This window comes from Streptomyces sp. NPDC090106 (assembly GCF_044747265.1).
In the GTDB taxonomy this organism is placed as follows: domain Bacteria; phylum Actinomycetota; class Actinomycetes; order Streptomycetales; family Streptomycetaceae; genus Streptomyces.
In genome coordinates, this window is sequence record NZ_JBIVDS010000016.1 from 195,620 (window position 1) to 212,485 (window position 16,866).

Sequence of the window (16,866 nt, forward strand, 5' to 3'; positions counted from 1 at the left end):
CACCGGGGGCGGCCCAGTGAGCGCCGAAGCAATCGAGTGGGGTGTCGGCAGGAGCCGGGCACGAGACAGGTTTCCGCCGCACGATCGCCTACGTGTACACAGGGGCCACCACCCGGCGACCAAGGCTCCCGGCAGGAGGGTCGCCGCCGTGCAAGGCACTCCCGGTCCACGGTCGTGGGGGTGTCCGTCTGAGGAGGAACCACGCGTGTCTCGCCAGGTACTCACCGTCGGCCCGGACAGCGCCGACGGCTTGTCAACGATCGGGGAAGCACTGGCCAGAGCGCGCAGTGGTGCGGTCGTCAGCGTCCTGCCCGGCAGCTACCCGGAGAACCTGACGATCACCACGCCGGTCACCATCGTCGCCGCGCAGGCACGCGGCACCGTGGAGATAGCTCCGCGCCGGGGCACCGCCCTGACGCTGAAGACGGATGCCGTCATGCTCACCGACCTGGTGCTGCGCGGCCGGGACGAGGAACTCCCGGCCGTCGACGCGCCCCGCGGCCAGGTGGCGATGGACGGCTGTGAGATATCGGCCGCCTCCTGGACCGCGCTGCTCGCCCGCAACAGCGGCTCGCTGGCACTGCGGGACTGCCGGGTGACCAACGGCGCGGGCGCCGGAGTCGTCGTCACCTCGCCCGCCGACAGCTCGGTGGAGTCCACCACGATCGAACACCTCGGCACGACCGGTGTGGTGATCGGCGAACAGGGACGTGTCACCGTACGGGGCTGCACGATCCGCGACGCCCGCGGCAACGGCGTCCTGGCCAACGGCGAGGCCCAGGGGTCCGTCGAGGAGTGCGACATCTCCTCCACCGACAAACCCGCGGTGGCCCTGGAGGGCCGCAGCACCACCCGGGTGCTGCGCACGGTGGTGCACGACACGAGCACGGGCCTGCACATCACGAGCGAGTGCCGGGTCCATCTGGAGGACGTGCGGGTGACGAACACCTCCGGTGTCGGCATCGCGGTCGGCGCGGGCAGCGACCCGTTGCTGCGCCGCTGCCGGGTGGCCCGGACCAAGGAGCACGGGGTCCTCGTCGCCGACCGCTCACGGGGCACGTTCGAGGACTGCTGGGCGGACTCCTGCGAGGCGCCCGCGGTCCGGGTGACCGGATCGTCCTCACCGGTCTTCGTCGGGCTGACGGTGCGGGACTGCGCCGGCGCCGGGCTCCTGCTGGAGGAGGAGTCCGCGGTGGAGATGGACCGGTTGGAGATCGTGGACGCCAAGGGCGCCGGCATCTCCGTCCGTACCGGCTCCAACCCCCTCATCCGCAGGGCACGGGTCATCTCTCCCGCGGGACACGGCGTGGAGGTGACCAAGGACGGCCGGGGCCGGCTGGAGGACTGCCTGATCCAGCGGCCCGGCGGCGCCGGGGTGCGCGTGGAGGACGACGGGAACGTCTACGTCGGCGGCGGAACGGTGGAGGCACCCGAGGGAGCGGGGCTCTCGGTCGGCGGTGACGGCGTCATGACCGTACGGGACTGCGCGATCGACAAGGCGGCGCAGCACGGTGTCCTGGTCGAGAAGGACGGCGACCTGACCGCGACCCGTACGACGTGCCGCGAGAGCGCCGAGCACGGGGTGCTGATCGCCGACGGCGGGCGGGCGTCCCTGAACTCCTGCGAGATCAGCGGCAGCGGCAAGGACGGCGTACGGATCGAGTCCGACTCCCCGGTGTCGGTGGTGAACTGCGCGGTGCGGGACAACGAGGGCGGTGGCCTGATCCAGGCCAAGGCCGGTGACCGGGTCGCCGTCGAGGGCCTGACCAGCACGGGCAACGGCAAGCGGGACGCGTGGGGCGTCGGCGACGCCGAGGACACCGACCCGGCCGCCTCCCCCGCTACTCGGGAGCAGGCCGACGGCCCGGGCGACGACACGTCACTGGCCGCGCTGGACGCGCTGATCGGCCTCGACAACGTGAAGCAGCAGGTCCGCACGCTGGTCAACCTGACCCAGCTGGCGCAGCGGCGGGCCAGCCTCGGCATGTCGGCGCCGCCGATGAGCCGCCACCTCGTCTTCGCGGGCCCTCCGGGCACCGGCAAGACCACCGTCGCACGGCTCTACGGCAGCATCCTCGCCGGGCTCGGCACGCTGCGGTCGGGACACCTGGTCGAGGTCTCCCGGGCGGACCTGGTCGCCCAGATCGTCGGCGGCACCGCGATCAAGACCACCGAGGCCTTCAACCGGGCGCTCGGCGGTGTCCTGTTCATCGACGAGGCGTACACCCTGCTGTCCGACGGCCAGGGCTCCGGCGCCAACTTCGGCCGGGAGGCCGTCGACACGCTGCTGAAGCTGATGGAGGACCACCGCGAGGACGTGGTCGTGGTCGCCGCGGGCTACTCGTCCCAGATGGACGACTTCCTGGCGTCCAACCCGGGCCTCGCCTCGCGTTTCTCCCGGACCGTCGAGTTCGAGAACTACGCCGTGCCCGAGCTGGTCTCCATCGTCGAGAAGATGTGCCAGTCCCACCAGTACCGGCTGGACGAGACGACCCACCAGGCGCTGGCCGTGCATTTCGAACGTATGCCGAAGGACGCCACGTTCGGCAACGGCCGTGAGGCGCGCCGGGTGTTCGAGGAGATGGTGGACCGCCAGGCGACCCGGCTGGCCACCCTCCCCGACATCTCCGAGAGCGACCTGCAACTGCTGCTGCCCGACGACGTCGGCGCGGACGCGGCGGCCGCGGCCGCCGGCGAGGCCGCGTCGGACGAGACCAACCCGCTGGCCAGGCTGGGCGACCTGGTGGGCCTGGCGGCCGTCAAGCGCGATGTCACCGACCTGGTCAACCTGCTGTCCACGGCACGGCAGCGGGAGGCCGCGGGGCTGCCCGCGCCGCGCATCAGCCACCACCTGGTCTTCACCGGCCCGCCCGGCACCGGAAAGACCACCGTGGCACGGCTCTACGGCGAGCTGCTCGCCTCGCTCGGGGTGCTGCCCCGGGGCCAGATCGTCGAGGTGTCCCGGGCCGATCTGGTGGCCCGGTACATAGGTCACACCGCGCAGTTGACCCGCGAGGTGTTCGAACGGGCCATCGGCGGCGTGCTGTTCGTCGACGAGGCGTACACCCTCACCCCTGAGGGCGCCTCGGCCTCCGACTTCGGCCGCGAGGCGGTCGACACGCTGCTGAAGCTGATGGAGGACCACCGCGACCAGGTCGTCGTGATCGTCGCCGGGTACACCGCGGAGATCGAGGGCTTCCTGGCCTCCAACCCGGGTCTGTCCTCGCGGTTCTCCCGCCGGGTCGAGTTCGCCGACTACTCGTCCGACGAACTGGTCACGATCGTACGGGCGCACGCGGCGGCGTCGGGCTACGAGTGCGGGCCCGGCACCGGGCAGCTGCTGCGCGAGTATTTCGACTCGCTGCCGCGCGACCGGTCCTTCGGCAACGCGCGGCTCGCCCGCCAGGTCTTGGAGGGCATGATGACCCGCCAGGCCGGACGGCTCAGCGCGATGTCGGCGCCCGGCTTCGAGGACCTGAGGCTCCTGCTGCCGCAGGACGCTCCGCAGCGACAGGGGCAGACGGCATGACGCGCGGGCCGCGACACTCGGTGCGGCGCCGGACGGCCGTACGTTCCCTGGGCTCGGTCCTGCTGCCGTCGGCACTGACGGCGACGGTCGTCCTGGGCCTGCCCTCGCCGGTCTTCGCCGCCGGCCAGGCCACCGTCAAACTGCCCGTCATGGCGGCGGAGTTGGCGGACGGCGCCGGCTGCACGAAGGCGTCCACGAGCACCACGAAGAACATCCCCTGGGAGCACCAGAGCCTGGAACTGGCCCAGGCCGCGAGGATCTCCCAGGGCGCGGGTGTGAAGGTCGGCGTGGTCGACACGGGTGTCTCCACCGGGGCGCCCACCCTGAAGGGGCGGGTCGAGGCCGTCGGTGACGCGGGGGACGACTGCGTGGGTCACGGGACGTTCGTGGCCGGACTGATCGCCGCGGCACCGGCCAAGGGCGTCGCGTTCCACGGGATCGCCCCGCGGGCCACCGTCGTCGCGGCCCGCGGCACCACCGAACGCGGGGTCGCGTCCGCGGACCGCGTCGCGACCGGGATCCGCGCCGCGGTGGACGCGGGCGCCCAGGTCGTCGAGGTGTCGGCGGCGTTCGCCACCAGGTCGGACCAACTGGACGCGGCGGTCGTGTACGCCGTCGAGCACGACGTCCTCGTCGTGGCCGCCGCCGTACCCGATCCGCCGGGCTCCGACGCCGCCGCCACGACCACACCGGCGCCGCGCGACTACTGGCCCGCCGCCTCCCCGGGTGTGCTGAGCGTGCTGGACGTGGACGTCCAGGGCAGCCGTCCGGACACCGCGCTGCTCGCCGTGGACGCCGACCTGGCCGCGCCCGGGGACGGTGTCGTCGGCATCGGGCCGCGCGGGAGCGGGCACTTCGTCGGCTCCGGAGCCTCGTTCGCCGCCGCGTACACCGCGGGCGTCGCCGCCCTGGTCCGCTCGGCCTACCCGGACCTCTCCGCGGCCGAGGTGGGGCGCCGGCTGACGGCCACGGCCTATCCCGACGTCGTACCCCGGCTCGACGCCTACGCTGCGGTCGCCTCGGTGTCGGACGCCACGGAGCCGAACTCCCGGGCTTCCGCGCACGACGCCGCCGTACGGTTGCCGGACCGCGGCCACGGGGAACGGGCCACCCGGACCGCCCTGCTGGTCACCGCCGGCGGCACGGCGGTCGTCCTCGTCGTCGGCTGGGCGGCGCTGGTCGTACCGCGTGGCCGCAGCCGGGGCTGGCGCCCGCCGCGCCGCGGCTGACCGCCGTACCCACCCGAAGGGGGGCGGGGACCGGGCCGAAGCCGGCTCGGTCCCCGCCCCCCTTGCTGTCGCGCGGGCCGGGCGGACCCTAGACCGTCTCCTCCACCAGGGCGGTCTGCATCAGGGTCGCCTTGTTGCGGGCGATGTACAGGGCGCGGCCCGGCGGCAGGGTGCGGCCCTTGATGTTGCCGAAGACATACCCCTCGGCGGGCGGGCAGGACAGCTGCAGACCCGGGGTGTTGACCTCGCTCAGCCGGCGCAGCAGCTGGTCGCTGAGGCCCCGGCCGGCGCCCGTGGCGGAGCGGGCGGCGATGACGTGCAGGCCGAGTTCGTGGCCGAGTGCCAGGAAGTCGAAAAGCGGAGCGAAGGAGTGGTCGAAGGAGTTGCTGCCGCCCAGCATGTCGTAGTCGTCGATGAGGACGAACAGCCGCGGCCCGGCCCACCAGTCCGCCTTCCGCATCCGGGCGGGACTGATGTCCTGCCCCGGCAGACGCGTCGTCAGCGCCCGCTGGGCGGCGCTGAGCAGCTCCCCGAGCGCGGTGAGGGACACCGCGTGACCCAGCCGGTGCGCCTCGGGGATCGACTCCACCAGCTCCCTGCGGTAGTCGACCACCAGGATCTGCGCCTCCTGCGGGGTGTACCGGGAAGTGATCGCGGAGGTCACCAGCTTCAGGAAGTTGGTCTTGCCGCTCTCGGTGTCGCCGATGGCCATCAGATGCGGGGTGCGGCTGAAGTCGTGCCAGACGGGGGAGAGCGTCTCCTCGTCGAGGCCCAGCGGCATCCGCAGCCCCTCGACGGCCTCGGCCGCGGGCAGTTCGGCGGCGGGCAGCCGGTGCGGCAGCATGCGCACCGGCGGCGCGGCGGGCCCGCTCCAGCCCTGCGTGATCCGCTCGACGAGGTCGGCGACACCGTCGGTCAGGTCGTCGGCGCCGCTGCCGGCGTCGATGCGGGGGAGGGCCGACAGGAAGTGCAGCTTGCCGTCCACGGTGAGTCCGCGGCCGGGGATACGCGGCACCAGTGCCGCCCGGCGCACGTCGATCACCGAGTCCATGTGGTCGCCGAGCTTGAGTTCCAGCCGGGTGGCGATCTGGTCGCGGACCTGCGTGGACATCTCCATCCAGCGGGAGGAGGCGACGATCAGGTGGACGCCGTAGTTGAGGCCGCGCACGGCGAACTGGTTGATCGTCGAGACATGGCTGTCGAAGTCCTGGCGCAGGGTTCCCCAGCCGTCCACCACGAGGAAGACGTCACCGTGTGCCTCCTCGGCGAACTCACCGGCCGCCCGCCGCCGCCGGTAGGTCGCCATCGAGTCGATGTTGTGGTCCAGGAAGAACTGCTCCCGGTGGTTGAGCACCGCCGTGACCTCGGCCACGGTCCGGTTGATGCGCTCGCTGTCCAGCCGGGAGGCGACCCCGCCCACGTGGGGCAGCCCGGTCAGGCCGGTCAGTGTGCCGCCGCCGAAGTCCAGGCAGTAGAACTGCACTTCGCGCGGGGTGTGGGTGAGCGCCAGCGAAGTGATGAGGGTACGCAGCAGCGTGGACTTGCCGCTCTGCGAACCACCGGCGATGCCGACGTGGCCCTCCGCGCCGGACAGGTCCACCACGAGGGGGTCGCGGCGCTGGTCGAAGGGCTTGTCCACCAGGCCGACCGGCACCTTCAGACGACCGGCCGACGGCCACCGCGTGGCGGTGAAGCCGCGTTCCGGGTCGAGCGCGAGACCGGGCAGCAGCTCGTCGAGCGAGGAGGGCTCGTCCAGCGGGGGCAGCCACACCTCGTGCGCGGCCGGCCCGGCGTCGCGCAGCCGGTCCAGCGCCACCGACAGCAGGGTGTCGCCGGACTCCTTCTCCTCCTCGGCCGGTTCCGGCACGGCGGGCTGCGCGATCGCACGCGGCACCACGTAGGACGACGTCCAGGGCACCACCTGACTGGCGACCCGGGCCTGGACGACCGTCCCGCCCCGCTTGCGGTACTCACCGGAGACGTAGGCGGCCCGGAACCGGGTCAGCGCCTCCACACCGCTCTTGAGGTAGCCGCTGCCGGGCTGCGAGGGCAGCTGGTAGGCGTCCGGGACGCCCAGCACACCGCGGCTCTCCATCGCCGAGAAGGTGCGCAGGCCGATCCGGTACGACAGATGGCTCTCCAACTGGTGCATGCGGCCCTCGTCGAGGCGCTGCGAGGCCAGCAGGAGATGGACGCCCAGGGACCGCCCGAGGCGGCCGATCATGACGAACAGCTCCATGAACTCACGGTGGGCGGACAGGAGTTCGCTGAACTCGTCGACGACCACGAACAGGCTCGGCAGGGGGGCCAGCGGGGTGCCCGAGGCGCGGGCCTTCTCGTACTCCAGGGCGGAGGAGTAGTTGCCGGCCGCCCGGAGCAGCTCCTGGCGGCGGATCAGCTCGCCGTGCAGGGCGTCCTGCATACGGGCGACGAGCGCCACCTCGTCGGAGAGGTTGGTGATCACCGCGGAGGTGTGGGGCAGTTCGTCCAGGCCCAGGAAGGTCGCGCCGCCCTTGAAGTCCACGAGGACGAAGTTGAGGGTCTCGGAGGAGTTGGTCAGGGCCAGGCCCAGGACGAGGGTGCGCAGCAGCTCGCTCTTGCCGGAGCCGGTGGCACCGATGAGCATGCCGTGCGGTCCCGTACCGCCCTGCGCGGACTCCTTGATGTCCAGCTCGACCGGCAGTCCGTCGCTGCCCATCGCGATGGGCACCCGCAGCCGCGAGGCGCCGTCGGCCCGCTGCCACAGCGCCTTCGGCTCGTGCCGGTGGAGGTCGGGGATGCCGAGCAGGGTGGTGAGCTCGGTGTCCGCGGCCAGCGGTTCGGCGGCGGAGGCCGCCAGCCGCATACGGTACGGCGCGATCGTCCGGGCCAGGGACTCGGCCTCGACCGGGCCCATGGCGTCCGGCCTGCCGAGGGGCGTCGTCTGCTCCTTGCGGGCGCGGTCGGTGCGCACCAGGCTGACCTGGTCGGGCCGGATGTCGAGGCGCAGGGTGCTGCGTCCGGGCCGCCACTGGAGGGTGTCGGCCAGGTCGACGACGACCGTGTTGCGGTAGCCCTGGGCGTCCATGCGGTGCCCGGACGGCACGGTCACACCGTCCAGGACGACGATCGTGTACGGCTCCTCGCGGCCGGGCGGCACCTCCGGGTCGAAGGCGGGCCGTTCGCCGAACTCGGCGCCCAGCAGGTCCTCCAGGTCACTGAAGGCGGACGTCACCCTCCGGGCCGGGCCGGCCCCGTCCTCCTCCTGCGGATGCTGGCTGTGCGGCAGCCACTTCACCCACTCCCAGCCCGCCCGGTGCTCGTCGGCGACACACACGACGATCCACAGCTCCTCCGGGGCGTGGAACACGGCGAGTTGCGCCACCATCGCCCGGACCAGATCACGGCGTGCGGCCTCGTCGCCGCGTATCAGCAGCTTCGCCCAGGACCGCAGATAGACGGCGACCGGCTGGTCGGGCACCGTGCTGTAGGCACGGATGAACCGGCGCAGCGCATGCGCGGAGAGCGGGTCGAGGTCCTCCACCGGCTTGGTGGACAGGGCCGTCAGCTTCGTGGCCAGCTGCTGGTCGCCGACGGCTATCCGGACCTCGCCGAAGTCCTCGTCCTTCACCCGGCGTTCCCACAGCCGCGTGGTGCGCACCATCGAGGGCAGCGCCGTCGGCTCCGGATGCCGCCAGGCCAGCGCCAACTGCTGCTCCACCACCGAGCGTTGCACCTGCTTGCGGATCTGTCCGAGATACCGCAGGTAGTCGCGCCGTTCCCCCCGCAGCCGCTGCTTGCGCTCACCGGCGCGACGCATGAACTGGCCGATGATCATGGCGGCCGAGGCCATCAGCATCAGGCCCAGCGACAGATAGATGAAGACACCGTTCGAGCCACCCGGCCGCAGGAAGATCAGCATCATCGAGACGGACATCATCGCCATCGGCATGTATGTCCACACCGCGGAGTTGTCCGGCACCGTCTCCGCGAGAACCGGGGGTTCCTGAAGACTCAACTCCCCCTGAGGCATGTCCGGTCCACGGCGACGCGCGGGACGACGGAAAAGCACGGAACTCAACGGATCGGCTCCTTCGGGCGGCAGCCAGGCAGGTGTCACCGCGGCCCCCCGACGAGAGGGAGGGGTGTGAAGCCGGCGCGTCAGACACAGGTACTCTGCACATGATAGACGGATGGACACCTCTCCGGATCACACACACGTGTTGTCATGTGTGTCCTTGCCGCATCCGATCGACCCAGCTGATCATTCTCCGCGAAAGCGAATGTGCCGACCATGAGCGACACCTCGGTGGCCAGCCTGTGCCGCCTCACCGTCCGGGCACCAGCCAGAACCATCGACCTGGCCGTCCCCGTGGACGTCCCGGTGGCCGACCTCCTGCCCACCCTGCTCAGATACTGCGTGGAGGGCATCGAGGAGGAAGGGCTCGACCACGGCGGCTGGATACTCCAGCGTCTCGGCGGCCCCGTCTTCGCCGGTGAACTCACCCTGGAGGCACTCGACCTCCACGACGGAGAGGTCCTCCACCTGCGGCCCCACGCCGAAGCGATGCCGGAGGTCCGCCTCGACGACCTCGTCGAGGGCATCGCGGACGTCACCCGCGAGCGGCTGCACGCCTGGACCCCCGAGCGCAGCAGGCAACTGCTGCGCGGCTTCGTCGTCTGCGTACTCGTGATCGCCCTGGGCGTCCTGGCCTGGCCGGGCGGCGCGGTCGTGCCCCGCGTGGTCACCGCGGGCGTCGCCGGCCTGCTGCTGCTCGCCGGAGCCGGCACGGCCGCCCGTGCCGTCGGTGACGCGGCCACCGGCGGTGTCCTGGGCGTCATGGCGGTGCCCGCGCTGACACTGGCGGGCTGGTTGCTGCCCGACGGCGAGATCACCGGACCGAACGCCTACCACGTCCTGGGAGCACGCCTGTTGGCCGCGGGTGCCGCCGGAGCGGGCGCCGCCGTCCTCGCACTCGCCGCCGTCGCCGTCTACGCCCCGCTGTTCCTGTCCGCGGCCGTGGTCTGCGTGGCCGCGGCCGTCTCCGGGGCGATGATGAGCGTCTTCGACGTGCCCGTGGACAAGGCCGCGTGCGTGGTCGCGGCCTGCCTGGTGGTCATCGGCGGTTTCGTCCCCGCCATCGCCTTCCGGCTGGCCGGGCTGCGGATGCCGCCCCTGCCGGGCAACCCCCGCCAGCTCCAGGAGGGCATCGACCCCTACCACGGGGCGGACGTGGCCACCCGCACGGAGCTGGCCAGCGGCTGGATGATCGCGCTGTACGGCTCGATCGGCCTGGTGTGCGCGGGCTGCCTGGCCCCGCTGGTGCGCCGGCCCAACCTTCCGGAAGCCCTGATCGCCGTCGTCCTGTCCCTGATCCTCCTCCTGCACGGCCGCGGCATGGTCAACGTCTGGCAGCGGCTGGTCCTGGTGGTTCCCGGCGCCATGGGAGCGGCCCTGGTCCTCGTCGGGACCGGCGCCCACCTCGCCGCCGACGAACGGCCCGTGTTCGTCGCGGGGCTGCTCGCGCTGACCGCCGTGCTCGCCGTCGTCACCTGGACCGTTCCCGGGCGCCGGATGCTGCCCTACTGGGGCCGCGCCGCCGAGCTGCTGCAGTCCACGCTGGCCGTCAGCCTGCTGCCGCTCACCCTCTGGGCCATCGGTGTGTTCGGCGATCTGCGGGCCATCTCGGGCTGACCGCGACCATGCCGATTCCGAAGAAAGCCGCGAGGTAGGCCACCATGCAGTCAAAGCGCGACCAGGTACAGGCACACAGTTTCGTCATGGGCCGGCTGACCGCCGGCATGCTCCTCGCGGAGCCCGACGCCCCCGACACCCCGCTGAGCCGCACCACACGCGGCGTGTTCATAGGTGTGCTCATCGCGGTCCTGATATCCGCCGGCGCGGTGGTCTTCGGACTGATCTCACCCGGCAACAAGACCTCGTGGAAGACACCCGGAACGCTGGTCATCAACAAGGAGACCGGCGCCCGCTACCTGTACCTCGGCGGCCGGCTCAGGCCGCTGCGCAACTACGCCTCCGCCCTCCTGATCGGCGGCAACGACATCGCCACCTCCACCGTGGCCACCGCCTCCCTGCGGGACACCCCCGTGGGCCGGCCCGTCGGCATCCCGGGCGCGCCCGAATCCGTGCCGTCGGCGGCGGACCTGGACCGGAACGCCTGGCTGGTCTGCGCCACCGGCGCCGCGGGAACGGCCGCACGGACCGCACTGGTGGCCGGGGCACCCGTGGAGAGCACCGGCCTCGGGGCGGAACAGGCGTTCGTCGTCGAGGGCCCCGACCGCACGGGCTACCTGGTCTGGCAGGGCAGCCGGCTCCGCCTGGACAAGAAGTCCGGCGCCGCCGTGTCGCTGGGCTACGGCTCCGTGACCCCCCGGCCGGTCTCCGCCGCCTTCCTCGACGCCCTGGTCGCCGGGCCCGACCTGGTGGCGGCCGACGTCCCCGGCCGCGGTACGGCGGGCCCCTCCCTGGACGGGACCGCCGCCACCGTCGGCCAGGTCTTCCAGGCCGAGGTCCCCGGCTCCGACGAACACCCCTACTACCTGCTGCGCCAGGAGGGCCTGGTGCCGCTGACCGCTACCCAAGCCGCCCTCGTCCTCGGCGACCACCAGACCCGTGACAAGGCTTACGGAGGCCAGGCGCCGCGCGCGCTGCCCCTGGGCGCCGACGGGCTGAAGCAGCATCTGGCACCCGGTGCGGAGGGCCGGTCCCCGGCCGCCGAGGGCCTGCCTGTCACTCCGCCGAAGGCGGCGACCGTGGCCACGGGCATGTCCGCGTGCGTGGGGGTCGAACCGGACGGCGCCGGTACGAAGGTCACCACCCTGCTCGCGCCCACGAACGCGCTCGCCCCGGTCACCCAGCCCCCCGCCGAGACCGCCCGCGCCTGCCTCACCGCGGACGCCGTGGTGGTACGACCCGGCCACGCGGTCCTGGTGCGCGCTCTGGGAGCCGGCGGCTCACCCATGGGCACCACGACCTACCTGGTCGCCGACACCGGCGCCAAGTACCGCGTTCCGACGGCCAAGGCGCTGACCGCGCTGGGGTACAGCGAAGGGCAGGTGACGTCCCTGCCGTCCTCCCTGGTGTCGATGCTGCCGACCGGGCCGGACCTGGACCCGGAGGCGGCCTCGGGGGCGGTGTCCCCGGTCACCACACCCGCCCGGTGCGGGCGGGCGGGATGACGGAACCCGGTGGAGTGTGATCACCCACAGGGGAAAGGTGTGTTCGCAACACATGTGAGCGGTACCGTATGTTCCGGGTCCAGTGTTGTCGCCCGCTCTCGCGGACACCACGCACGTATCTACAGCCGCCGAGCGGCGACCCATCCAAGAGGCAAGGGAAAGGCTGAGCATGGCAGGCAATCTGCGTTCCGGGGACGAACAGGCCACACGTAACGGCATCCAGGCCCTGGAGTCCGCCTTCAACGGTGTCCTGAGGTCCCGTCAGGACGTCGAGGCGATGCGCCACAACCTGAGTTCCGGGTTCAAGGGAGGCGACGGTGGCGCGTTCCAGGGGCTCGTCGCCGAGTGGGAGGGCCACGCCAACAGCATCCTCCGCGGCATGCGGGACATGATCAACAGCCTCAACGACACCTTGAAGGCGATGAACGAGAACCAGGGTTCGTCGAACGAAGCCATCAACCAGGCCTACAAGGAGTCGAACGACCTCTTCAACACGCTGACGGGCAAGTCCTGAGCCCTCGCACGTGCTTCCCGCGGACACTGACGCACACCAAGACATCAAGGGGTCATCATCATGAGTTTCACCGACGGTGAGATCTACGTCTCGTACGACCACATGCAGAACGCGGCCGACGACATGGTCTCCCAGACGAAGGCCATCCACCAGACGCTCGTCGACCTCGACGCCGAACTCCAGGCACTCAGGGACACCTGGAGCGGTATCGACAAGGACGCCTACTCGGACAAGCAGTCGCAGTGGAACTCGGCGGTGGAGGCGATGAACAACCTCCTCGTCAAGAACGCCAAACTCCTCACCGAGGTGTCCGGCAACTACCAGTACACCGAGCGCAAGCTCAACGAGGTGTGGAGCGGCGTGAAGGTCATCGGCTGACCCGTACCGGCCGCACCGGCCGCCGTGGGGCGGGCGGGCGTGGCCCGCGCCCGCCCGCCCCGCCATCTCTGGAGGTCTCATGGGAAAACTGACGCATCTCGACGGCAAGTCACTGTCCTCGTTCATCGAGACGGAACTCAAGGACTTCGTGGAGCAGACGAAGAACATCCGTCAGGACAAGACCGATTCAGGGGACGCCCGACCGCCGGGAAGGGCCCTCAAGAGCCTGGTGGACGGCACCACCACGCCTGAGACCCTGCAACAGAACCAGTTCCTGGCGCTCGGGCCGATGGTCTCGGACGGTCTCACACACGGGAAGAACCTCATCGAGGCGACCACCAAGTCGGCCAAGTCCATCGACGGGATCCTGGAGGCGCAGGAGCGGCTCTTCAGGGACATCGACAGGGACTTCAGGCAGACCCTGAAGCTCATGGGCAACACCCAGAGCGACAACATCGCCGAGATCAACGCCGAGAAGTTCCTCGACATCTTCGAGGACGTCGACAACGACCTGAGCCCGACCTCGACCAGCAGCAGCACCGACATCTGACACCTCGTAGAGGCGGAGTTCCCCCATGGCAAGCCAGGCCGATGCCGACGACTACTGGGCGCAGGTCGTCAGTCTGTACACCGGCTACCCGATGCCGAGCCGCAAGGTCCTCTTCGACAAGCTGAAGAGCAAGGACGGCATCCCGCTCATGCGGGTGCATCTCGTCGAGCACCAGGGGCGGGCCGTCAAGCCGGAGGACTACTCCGCCGTCGCCGGCTGGCACGCCTCGCACGGCGAGGACTACCGGCTCGCCTTCTACACCCATCACGGTCAGGACGACGTCCGCCTCTTCACGGCGGACATCACCTTCATCAGGCCGGTCACGGGCGACGACGGTCAGAGTCATCTGCTGGACGGGGGAGCGACCCGCGACGGCGGTACGGCCAAGGGGAAGGACGGTGAGGACTGGGACGACAACGACCTGTGGCGTTACATCTCCGCACCGAAGTACGCCTTCAACGAGCTGGTCCAGAACCACAAGACCACGCACTTCTCCCATGCGGGCGTGACCGTGGCGGACGTCGACGCCGTCGACCTGGAGTCCTTCGACCGAACGGCCATTTCCTTCGACCGGGCGGCCAAGTTCTTCAACGACCAGTCGAAGATCCTGGCTCAGTGGAACGACGACATGGGGGGTGACAATGCCGCCTGGAAAGGTGAGTCGGCCGACGTGGTACGGAATCTCATTCAGACCCTCCACAAGAACTACGAGAACTACGTCGATCAGATGGGCGGGGCCGAATTCAAGTCGGGCCACACCATGCTTGCCGGTCATGTGCCGACCACGAGCTACTCCGAGACGCTGTTCCAGGCGCAGTGGGATCTGCACTTCGAAGCGAAGGTCATGGAGTCCGCATGGCTGAACTGGGCCAATTCCGGAGAGCACGACCCGTACCGGGCCCTGCTGGAGGAACTGGACGAACTGAGCCGGTGGATCCTGCAGAACAACGTGCCCCACGTCGTCACCGACATCGAGTACACCTACGACAACTACAACGAGACCGCGGACACGAACGAAGACCTCAGTGTCACCACCAGCTACACCTTCGACACCGTATCCCCGTTCACCGACAACCCCGGATTCGGCGCACTCGACGACATCAAAGCCTGGGCGGTAGTCGGTCAGCGGGCCGTGGACCGCTGGAACAGAAACGTCGAAGGCTATCTCATCCCGGCCGCGAAGAAGTCCCTCTCCGACATCGGAAAAGGCTGGAGCACCTCCTCCGAGACTCTTTCGGAAGAGGTCACCACGAAGCATGAGACAAGCCTCTCCCAGAATTACCAGAAGCAAGAGACGAAGAAGACCAAGGAGGACAGCGAGAAGGCTCTCGATGACGCGACCAAGAAGACCAACGAAGGTTTCCAGAAGCTCAACGACAACCTCGCCGCGGCCAACGACAACAACAAGGGCCTCTTCGACGGGCTCAACAACAACCTCACCCAGTCCGCCAACAGCCAACGGCAGCTCAACGACAGTCTGAGCGGACTCGGGGACAGTCTCGGCGACGGACTCAACAACGGTCTCAGCAACCTGGGCAACAGCTTCACGCAGAGCCTCAACCCGGACCCGCTGGGCCTCGACGGCGGCGGGAACACCACGACGTCACCGCTGAACACGGGCCTGGGCGACCTGCTGGGCAACTCCGACGGCACAAGCAGCGGCACCACCCTGCCGCTCAACCCCGGCTCCCTGCTCACCAATTCGAGCACGGGCATCACGTCCCCGCTGAACCCGAACGCCGGATCGCTCCTCTCCGGCAACCCACGTCTCGACGACGACGGGAACCTGGTGCAGACCTACCCGGACGGCACCACCACGGTGTACGACCCGGACACCGGCCAGCTGGTGACGACCGGACCCGACGGGCACACCACCACCACACAGCTCAACCCGGGCGACTCGATACCGACCCCCGACGGCGGCAGCATCGAGCTGAACCCGGACGGCACCCTCACCACACACCACCCCGACGGCACCACGACGGTGTTCGACCCGTCCGACGGCACCCTGCAGACCACCAACCCGGACGGCACTCACACCACGACCCAGCTGAACACCCCGATCGACACCTCCGGGCTGGGGGGCGACACCAACCTGTCGTACGGTGGGACCTCGCCACTGAACAACGGCGCACTCGGCGACGCCGGCGGATACCCGGACCTCGACGCGGACGCCGACTACCTCGACTACGACAGCACACCTTTCACAGGAGGTACGCTGGGCGGAGGTGTGGGGGCATATGACACCGCCGCGGCCAACACGTCCACGTCGCCCACCAGCGGCACACCTCTCAATCCCGGTTTCGGCTCGGGAGCCGGCGGTGCGGGTGCGGGGGCGGGCGGTGCGAACGGGGAACGTGTGCGAAGTGTGCTGAACGACCCGAGCAGCCTCTCCGCGCTGCGCCGGACCGGCTCGGTGGCACCGAGCATCGACAACGAGGCCATGCCCTTCCGGAACGGCAGCCAGACCAGCAGCACCCCCATGGGAGGCGGTGCCCCGATGGGCGGCGCACAGGGCGGCCAGTCCACCGAGAGCGGGGAACGACAGCGCACCAACTGGGTGGAGGAGGACGAGGACGTGTGGGGAACTGAGGAAGGCGGAACACCGGCGGTGCTCGGATGAACGGCATGGACAAGAACGGCGCGACACATACGCGGCCCGACGCGCCCGACGCGACCGTCGCGGCCAACCCCTTCACGGAATCCCTCAGCCGGCGCCTCGCCGAGACCCTGGCCGAACTCGACACCGTGACCACCGGCTTGGCCAAGGCCAAGGAGGAACTGCGCGCGGCGACCCACGTGGTGCGCTCCCGCGACCGGGCGGTGGAGGCCACCGTGGGTTCCCAGGGTCAGCTGATCGGGGTGAGGTTCCTCGACAACAAGCACCGCACCATGAGTTCGACCGAGCTCGCCGCGTCCGTGCTGGACGCGGTGACGCAGGCACGCGACGCGATGTCACGACACGTGATGCGCACGATGCAGCCCTTCACCCAACCCCGCCTGGGAATGCCGCACATGGAGGGTTTCGACGTCGACTGGGCCGACGTCTTCGGCCCGGGTGTGCTGGAGGACCCGGTGGAGTCGGCGGTGCGCAAGGGCCGTGGCTCGCTGCGGGACGAGATCCACGAGGACGGGGAGGAGTAGGACCATGGGGAACGTCTTCTCCGCGAGCCCCGGAGACATCCAGCGGGCGGCCAGGATCCAGGCCGAGATCCTGGACATCGTGGGCAACAGCGTGCGGCTGTTCCACGACGACGCGACCAGGACCGCCGGCTGGGTGGGCAGGGACGACTCGATGGCACGGGAACTCGGCCCGCGCGACGAGAAGGAACGTCACGGCACCGAGGAGACCGGCGAGGCGCTGATGGAAGCCGGCGACACCATGGCCCGGGTGCTCAGCATGAACGGCAATGTCATCCAGGGTGCCCAGAACGACGCCTACGAGGCCATCGACGACGCCTCCAAGAGCGGGAGGCACTGACCCCGC

Annotated in this window: 11 protein-coding genes; 10 read left to right on the forward strand and 1 reads right to left on the reverse strand. The window is 70.3% G+C overall.

The window, feature by feature from the left end; translation table 11 throughout:
• Positions 1-205: 205 nt before the first annotated feature.
• Both ACIPSE_RS39530 and ACIPSE_RS39535 read left to right on the forward strand, forming a co-directional pair.
• Positions 206-3,529: a right-handed parallel beta-helix repeat-containing protein gene (locus tag ACIPSE_RS39530; RefSeq protein WP_401672941.1), complete on the forward strand. Its 3,324-nt coding sequence runs from the start codon at positions 206-208 to the stop codon at positions 3,527-3,529.
• Positions 3,526-4,758 carry a S8 family serine peptidase gene (locus tag ACIPSE_RS39535; protein ID WP_401672944.1) on the forward strand — a complete coding sequence of 411 codons (1,233 nt, stop codon included), beginning with the start codon at positions 3,526-3,528 and terminating at the stop codon, positions 4,756-4,758. The genes ACIPSE_RS39530 and ACIPSE_RS39535 overlap by 4 nt, the downstream gene beginning before the upstream one ends.
• An 88-nt stretch (positions 4,759-4,846) precedes the next feature.
• Here the strand turns inward: ACIPSE_RS39535 and eccCa are convergent, their stop codons facing one another.
• The gene (gene eccCa, locus ACIPSE_RS39540) at positions 4,847-8,770 is read right to left on the reverse strand and encodes a type VII secretion protein EccCa (protein ID WP_401672947.1); all 3,924 of its coding nucleotides are present in this window, start codon (positions 8,768-8,770) and stop codon (positions 4,847-4,849) included.
• 261 nt (positions 8,771-9,031) lie between these two features.
• Between eccCa and eccD the strand changes: the two genes are divergently transcribed.
• The 8 genes from eccD to ACIPSE_RS39580 all read left to right on the forward strand — a co-directional run bounded on the left by eccD (position 9,032) and on the right by ACIPSE_RS39580 (position 16,860).
• Complete coding sequence (eccD, locus tag ACIPSE_RS39545; protein WP_401672950.1) at positions 9,032-10,432, forward strand: type VII secretion integral membrane protein EccD; 1,401 nt, start codon at positions 9,032-9,034, stop codon at positions 10,430-10,432.
• Positions 10,433-10,476: 44 nt separating this feature from the next.
• On the forward strand, positions 10,477-11,937 hold the full coding sequence (gene eccB, locus ACIPSE_RS39550) for a type VII secretion protein EccB (protein WP_401672953.1): 1,461 nt from the start codon (positions 10,477-10,479) through the stop codon (positions 11,935-11,937).
• A 169-nt stretch (positions 11,938-12,106) separates the two neighbouring features.
• The gene (locus ACIPSE_RS39555; protein WP_401672956.1) at positions 12,107-12,451 is read left to right on the forward strand and encodes a hypothetical protein; all 345 of its coding nucleotides are present in this window, start codon (positions 12,107-12,109) and stop codon (positions 12,449-12,451) included.
• Positions 12,452-12,511: 60 nt separating this feature from the next.
• Positions 12,512-12,829, forward strand: a complete 318-nt coding sequence (locus tag ACIPSE_RS39560) for a WXG100 family type VII secretion target (protein ID WP_401672958.1) — start codon at positions 12,512-12,514, stop codon at positions 12,827-12,829.
• A 79-nt stretch (positions 12,830-12,908) separates the two neighbouring features.
• A complete protein-coding gene (locus tag ACIPSE_RS39565; protein WP_401672961.1) occupies positions 12,909-13,379 on the forward strand; it encodes a type VII secretion system-associated protein in 471 nt (156 codons plus the stop codon).
• A gap of 25 nt (positions 13,380-13,404) precedes the next feature.
• Complete coding sequence (locus tag ACIPSE_RS39570; protein ID WP_401672964.1) at positions 13,405-16,002, forward strand: AAWKG family protein; 2,598 nt, start codon at positions 13,405-13,407, stop codon at positions 16,000-16,002.
• A 5-nt stretch (positions 16,003-16,007) separates the two neighbouring features.
• The gene (locus ACIPSE_RS39575) at positions 16,008-16,523 is read left to right on the forward strand and encodes a YbaB/EbfC family nucleoid-associated protein (protein ID WP_401672966.1); all 516 of its coding nucleotides are present in this window, start codon (positions 16,008-16,010) and stop codon (positions 16,521-16,523) included.
• A 4-nt stretch (positions 16,524-16,527) separates the two neighbouring features.
• The gene (locus ACIPSE_RS39580; protein WP_401672968.1) at positions 16,528-16,860 is read left to right on the forward strand and encodes a hypothetical protein; all 333 of its coding nucleotides are present in this window, start codon (positions 16,528-16,530) and stop codon (positions 16,858-16,860) included.
• Positions 16,861-16,866: the final 6 nt, after the last annotated feature.

What these genes read in the sequence shown, in the direction of transcription:
- ACIPSE_RS39535 (WP_401672944.1), top strand. Translation starts at nt 3,526, where the DNA reads ATGACGCGCGGGCCGCGACACTCGGTGCGGCGCCGGACGGCCGTACGT.
- eccCa (WP_401672947.1), bottom strand. Translation starts at nt 8,770, where the DNA reads ATGCCTCAGGGGGAGTTGAGTCTTCAGGAACCCCCGGTTCTCGCGGAG.
- eccD (WP_401672950.1), top strand. Translation starts at nt 9,032, where the DNA reads ATGAGCGACACCTCGGTGGCCAGCCTGTGCCGCCTCACCGTCCGGGCA.
- eccB (WP_401672953.1), top strand. Translation starts at nt 10,477, where the DNA reads ATGCAGTCAAAGCGCGACCAGGTACAGGCACACAGTTTCGTCATGGGC.
- ACIPSE_RS39555 (WP_401672956.1), top strand. Translation starts at nt 12,107, where the DNA reads ATGGCAGGCAATCTGCGTTCCGGGGACGAACAGGCCACACGTAACGGC.
- ACIPSE_RS39560 (WP_401672958.1), top strand. Translation starts at nt 12,512, where the DNA reads ATGAGTTTCACCGACGGTGAGATCTACGTCTCGTACGACCACATGCAG.
- ACIPSE_RS39565 (WP_401672961.1), top strand. Translation starts at nt 12,909, where the DNA reads ATGGGAAAACTGACGCATCTCGACGGCAAGTCACTGTCCTCGTTCATC.
- ACIPSE_RS39570 (WP_401672964.1), top strand. Translation starts at nt 13,405, where the DNA reads ATGGCAAGCCAGGCCGATGCCGACGACTACTGGGCGCAGGTCGTCAGT.
- ACIPSE_RS39575 (WP_401672966.1), top strand. Translation starts at nt 16,008, where the DNA reads ATGGACAAGAACGGCGCGACACATACGCGGCCCGACGCGCCCGACGCG.
- ACIPSE_RS39580 (WP_401672968.1), top strand. Translation starts at nt 16,528, where the DNA reads ATGGGGAACGTCTTCTCCGCGAGCCCCGGAGACATCCAGCGGGCGGCC.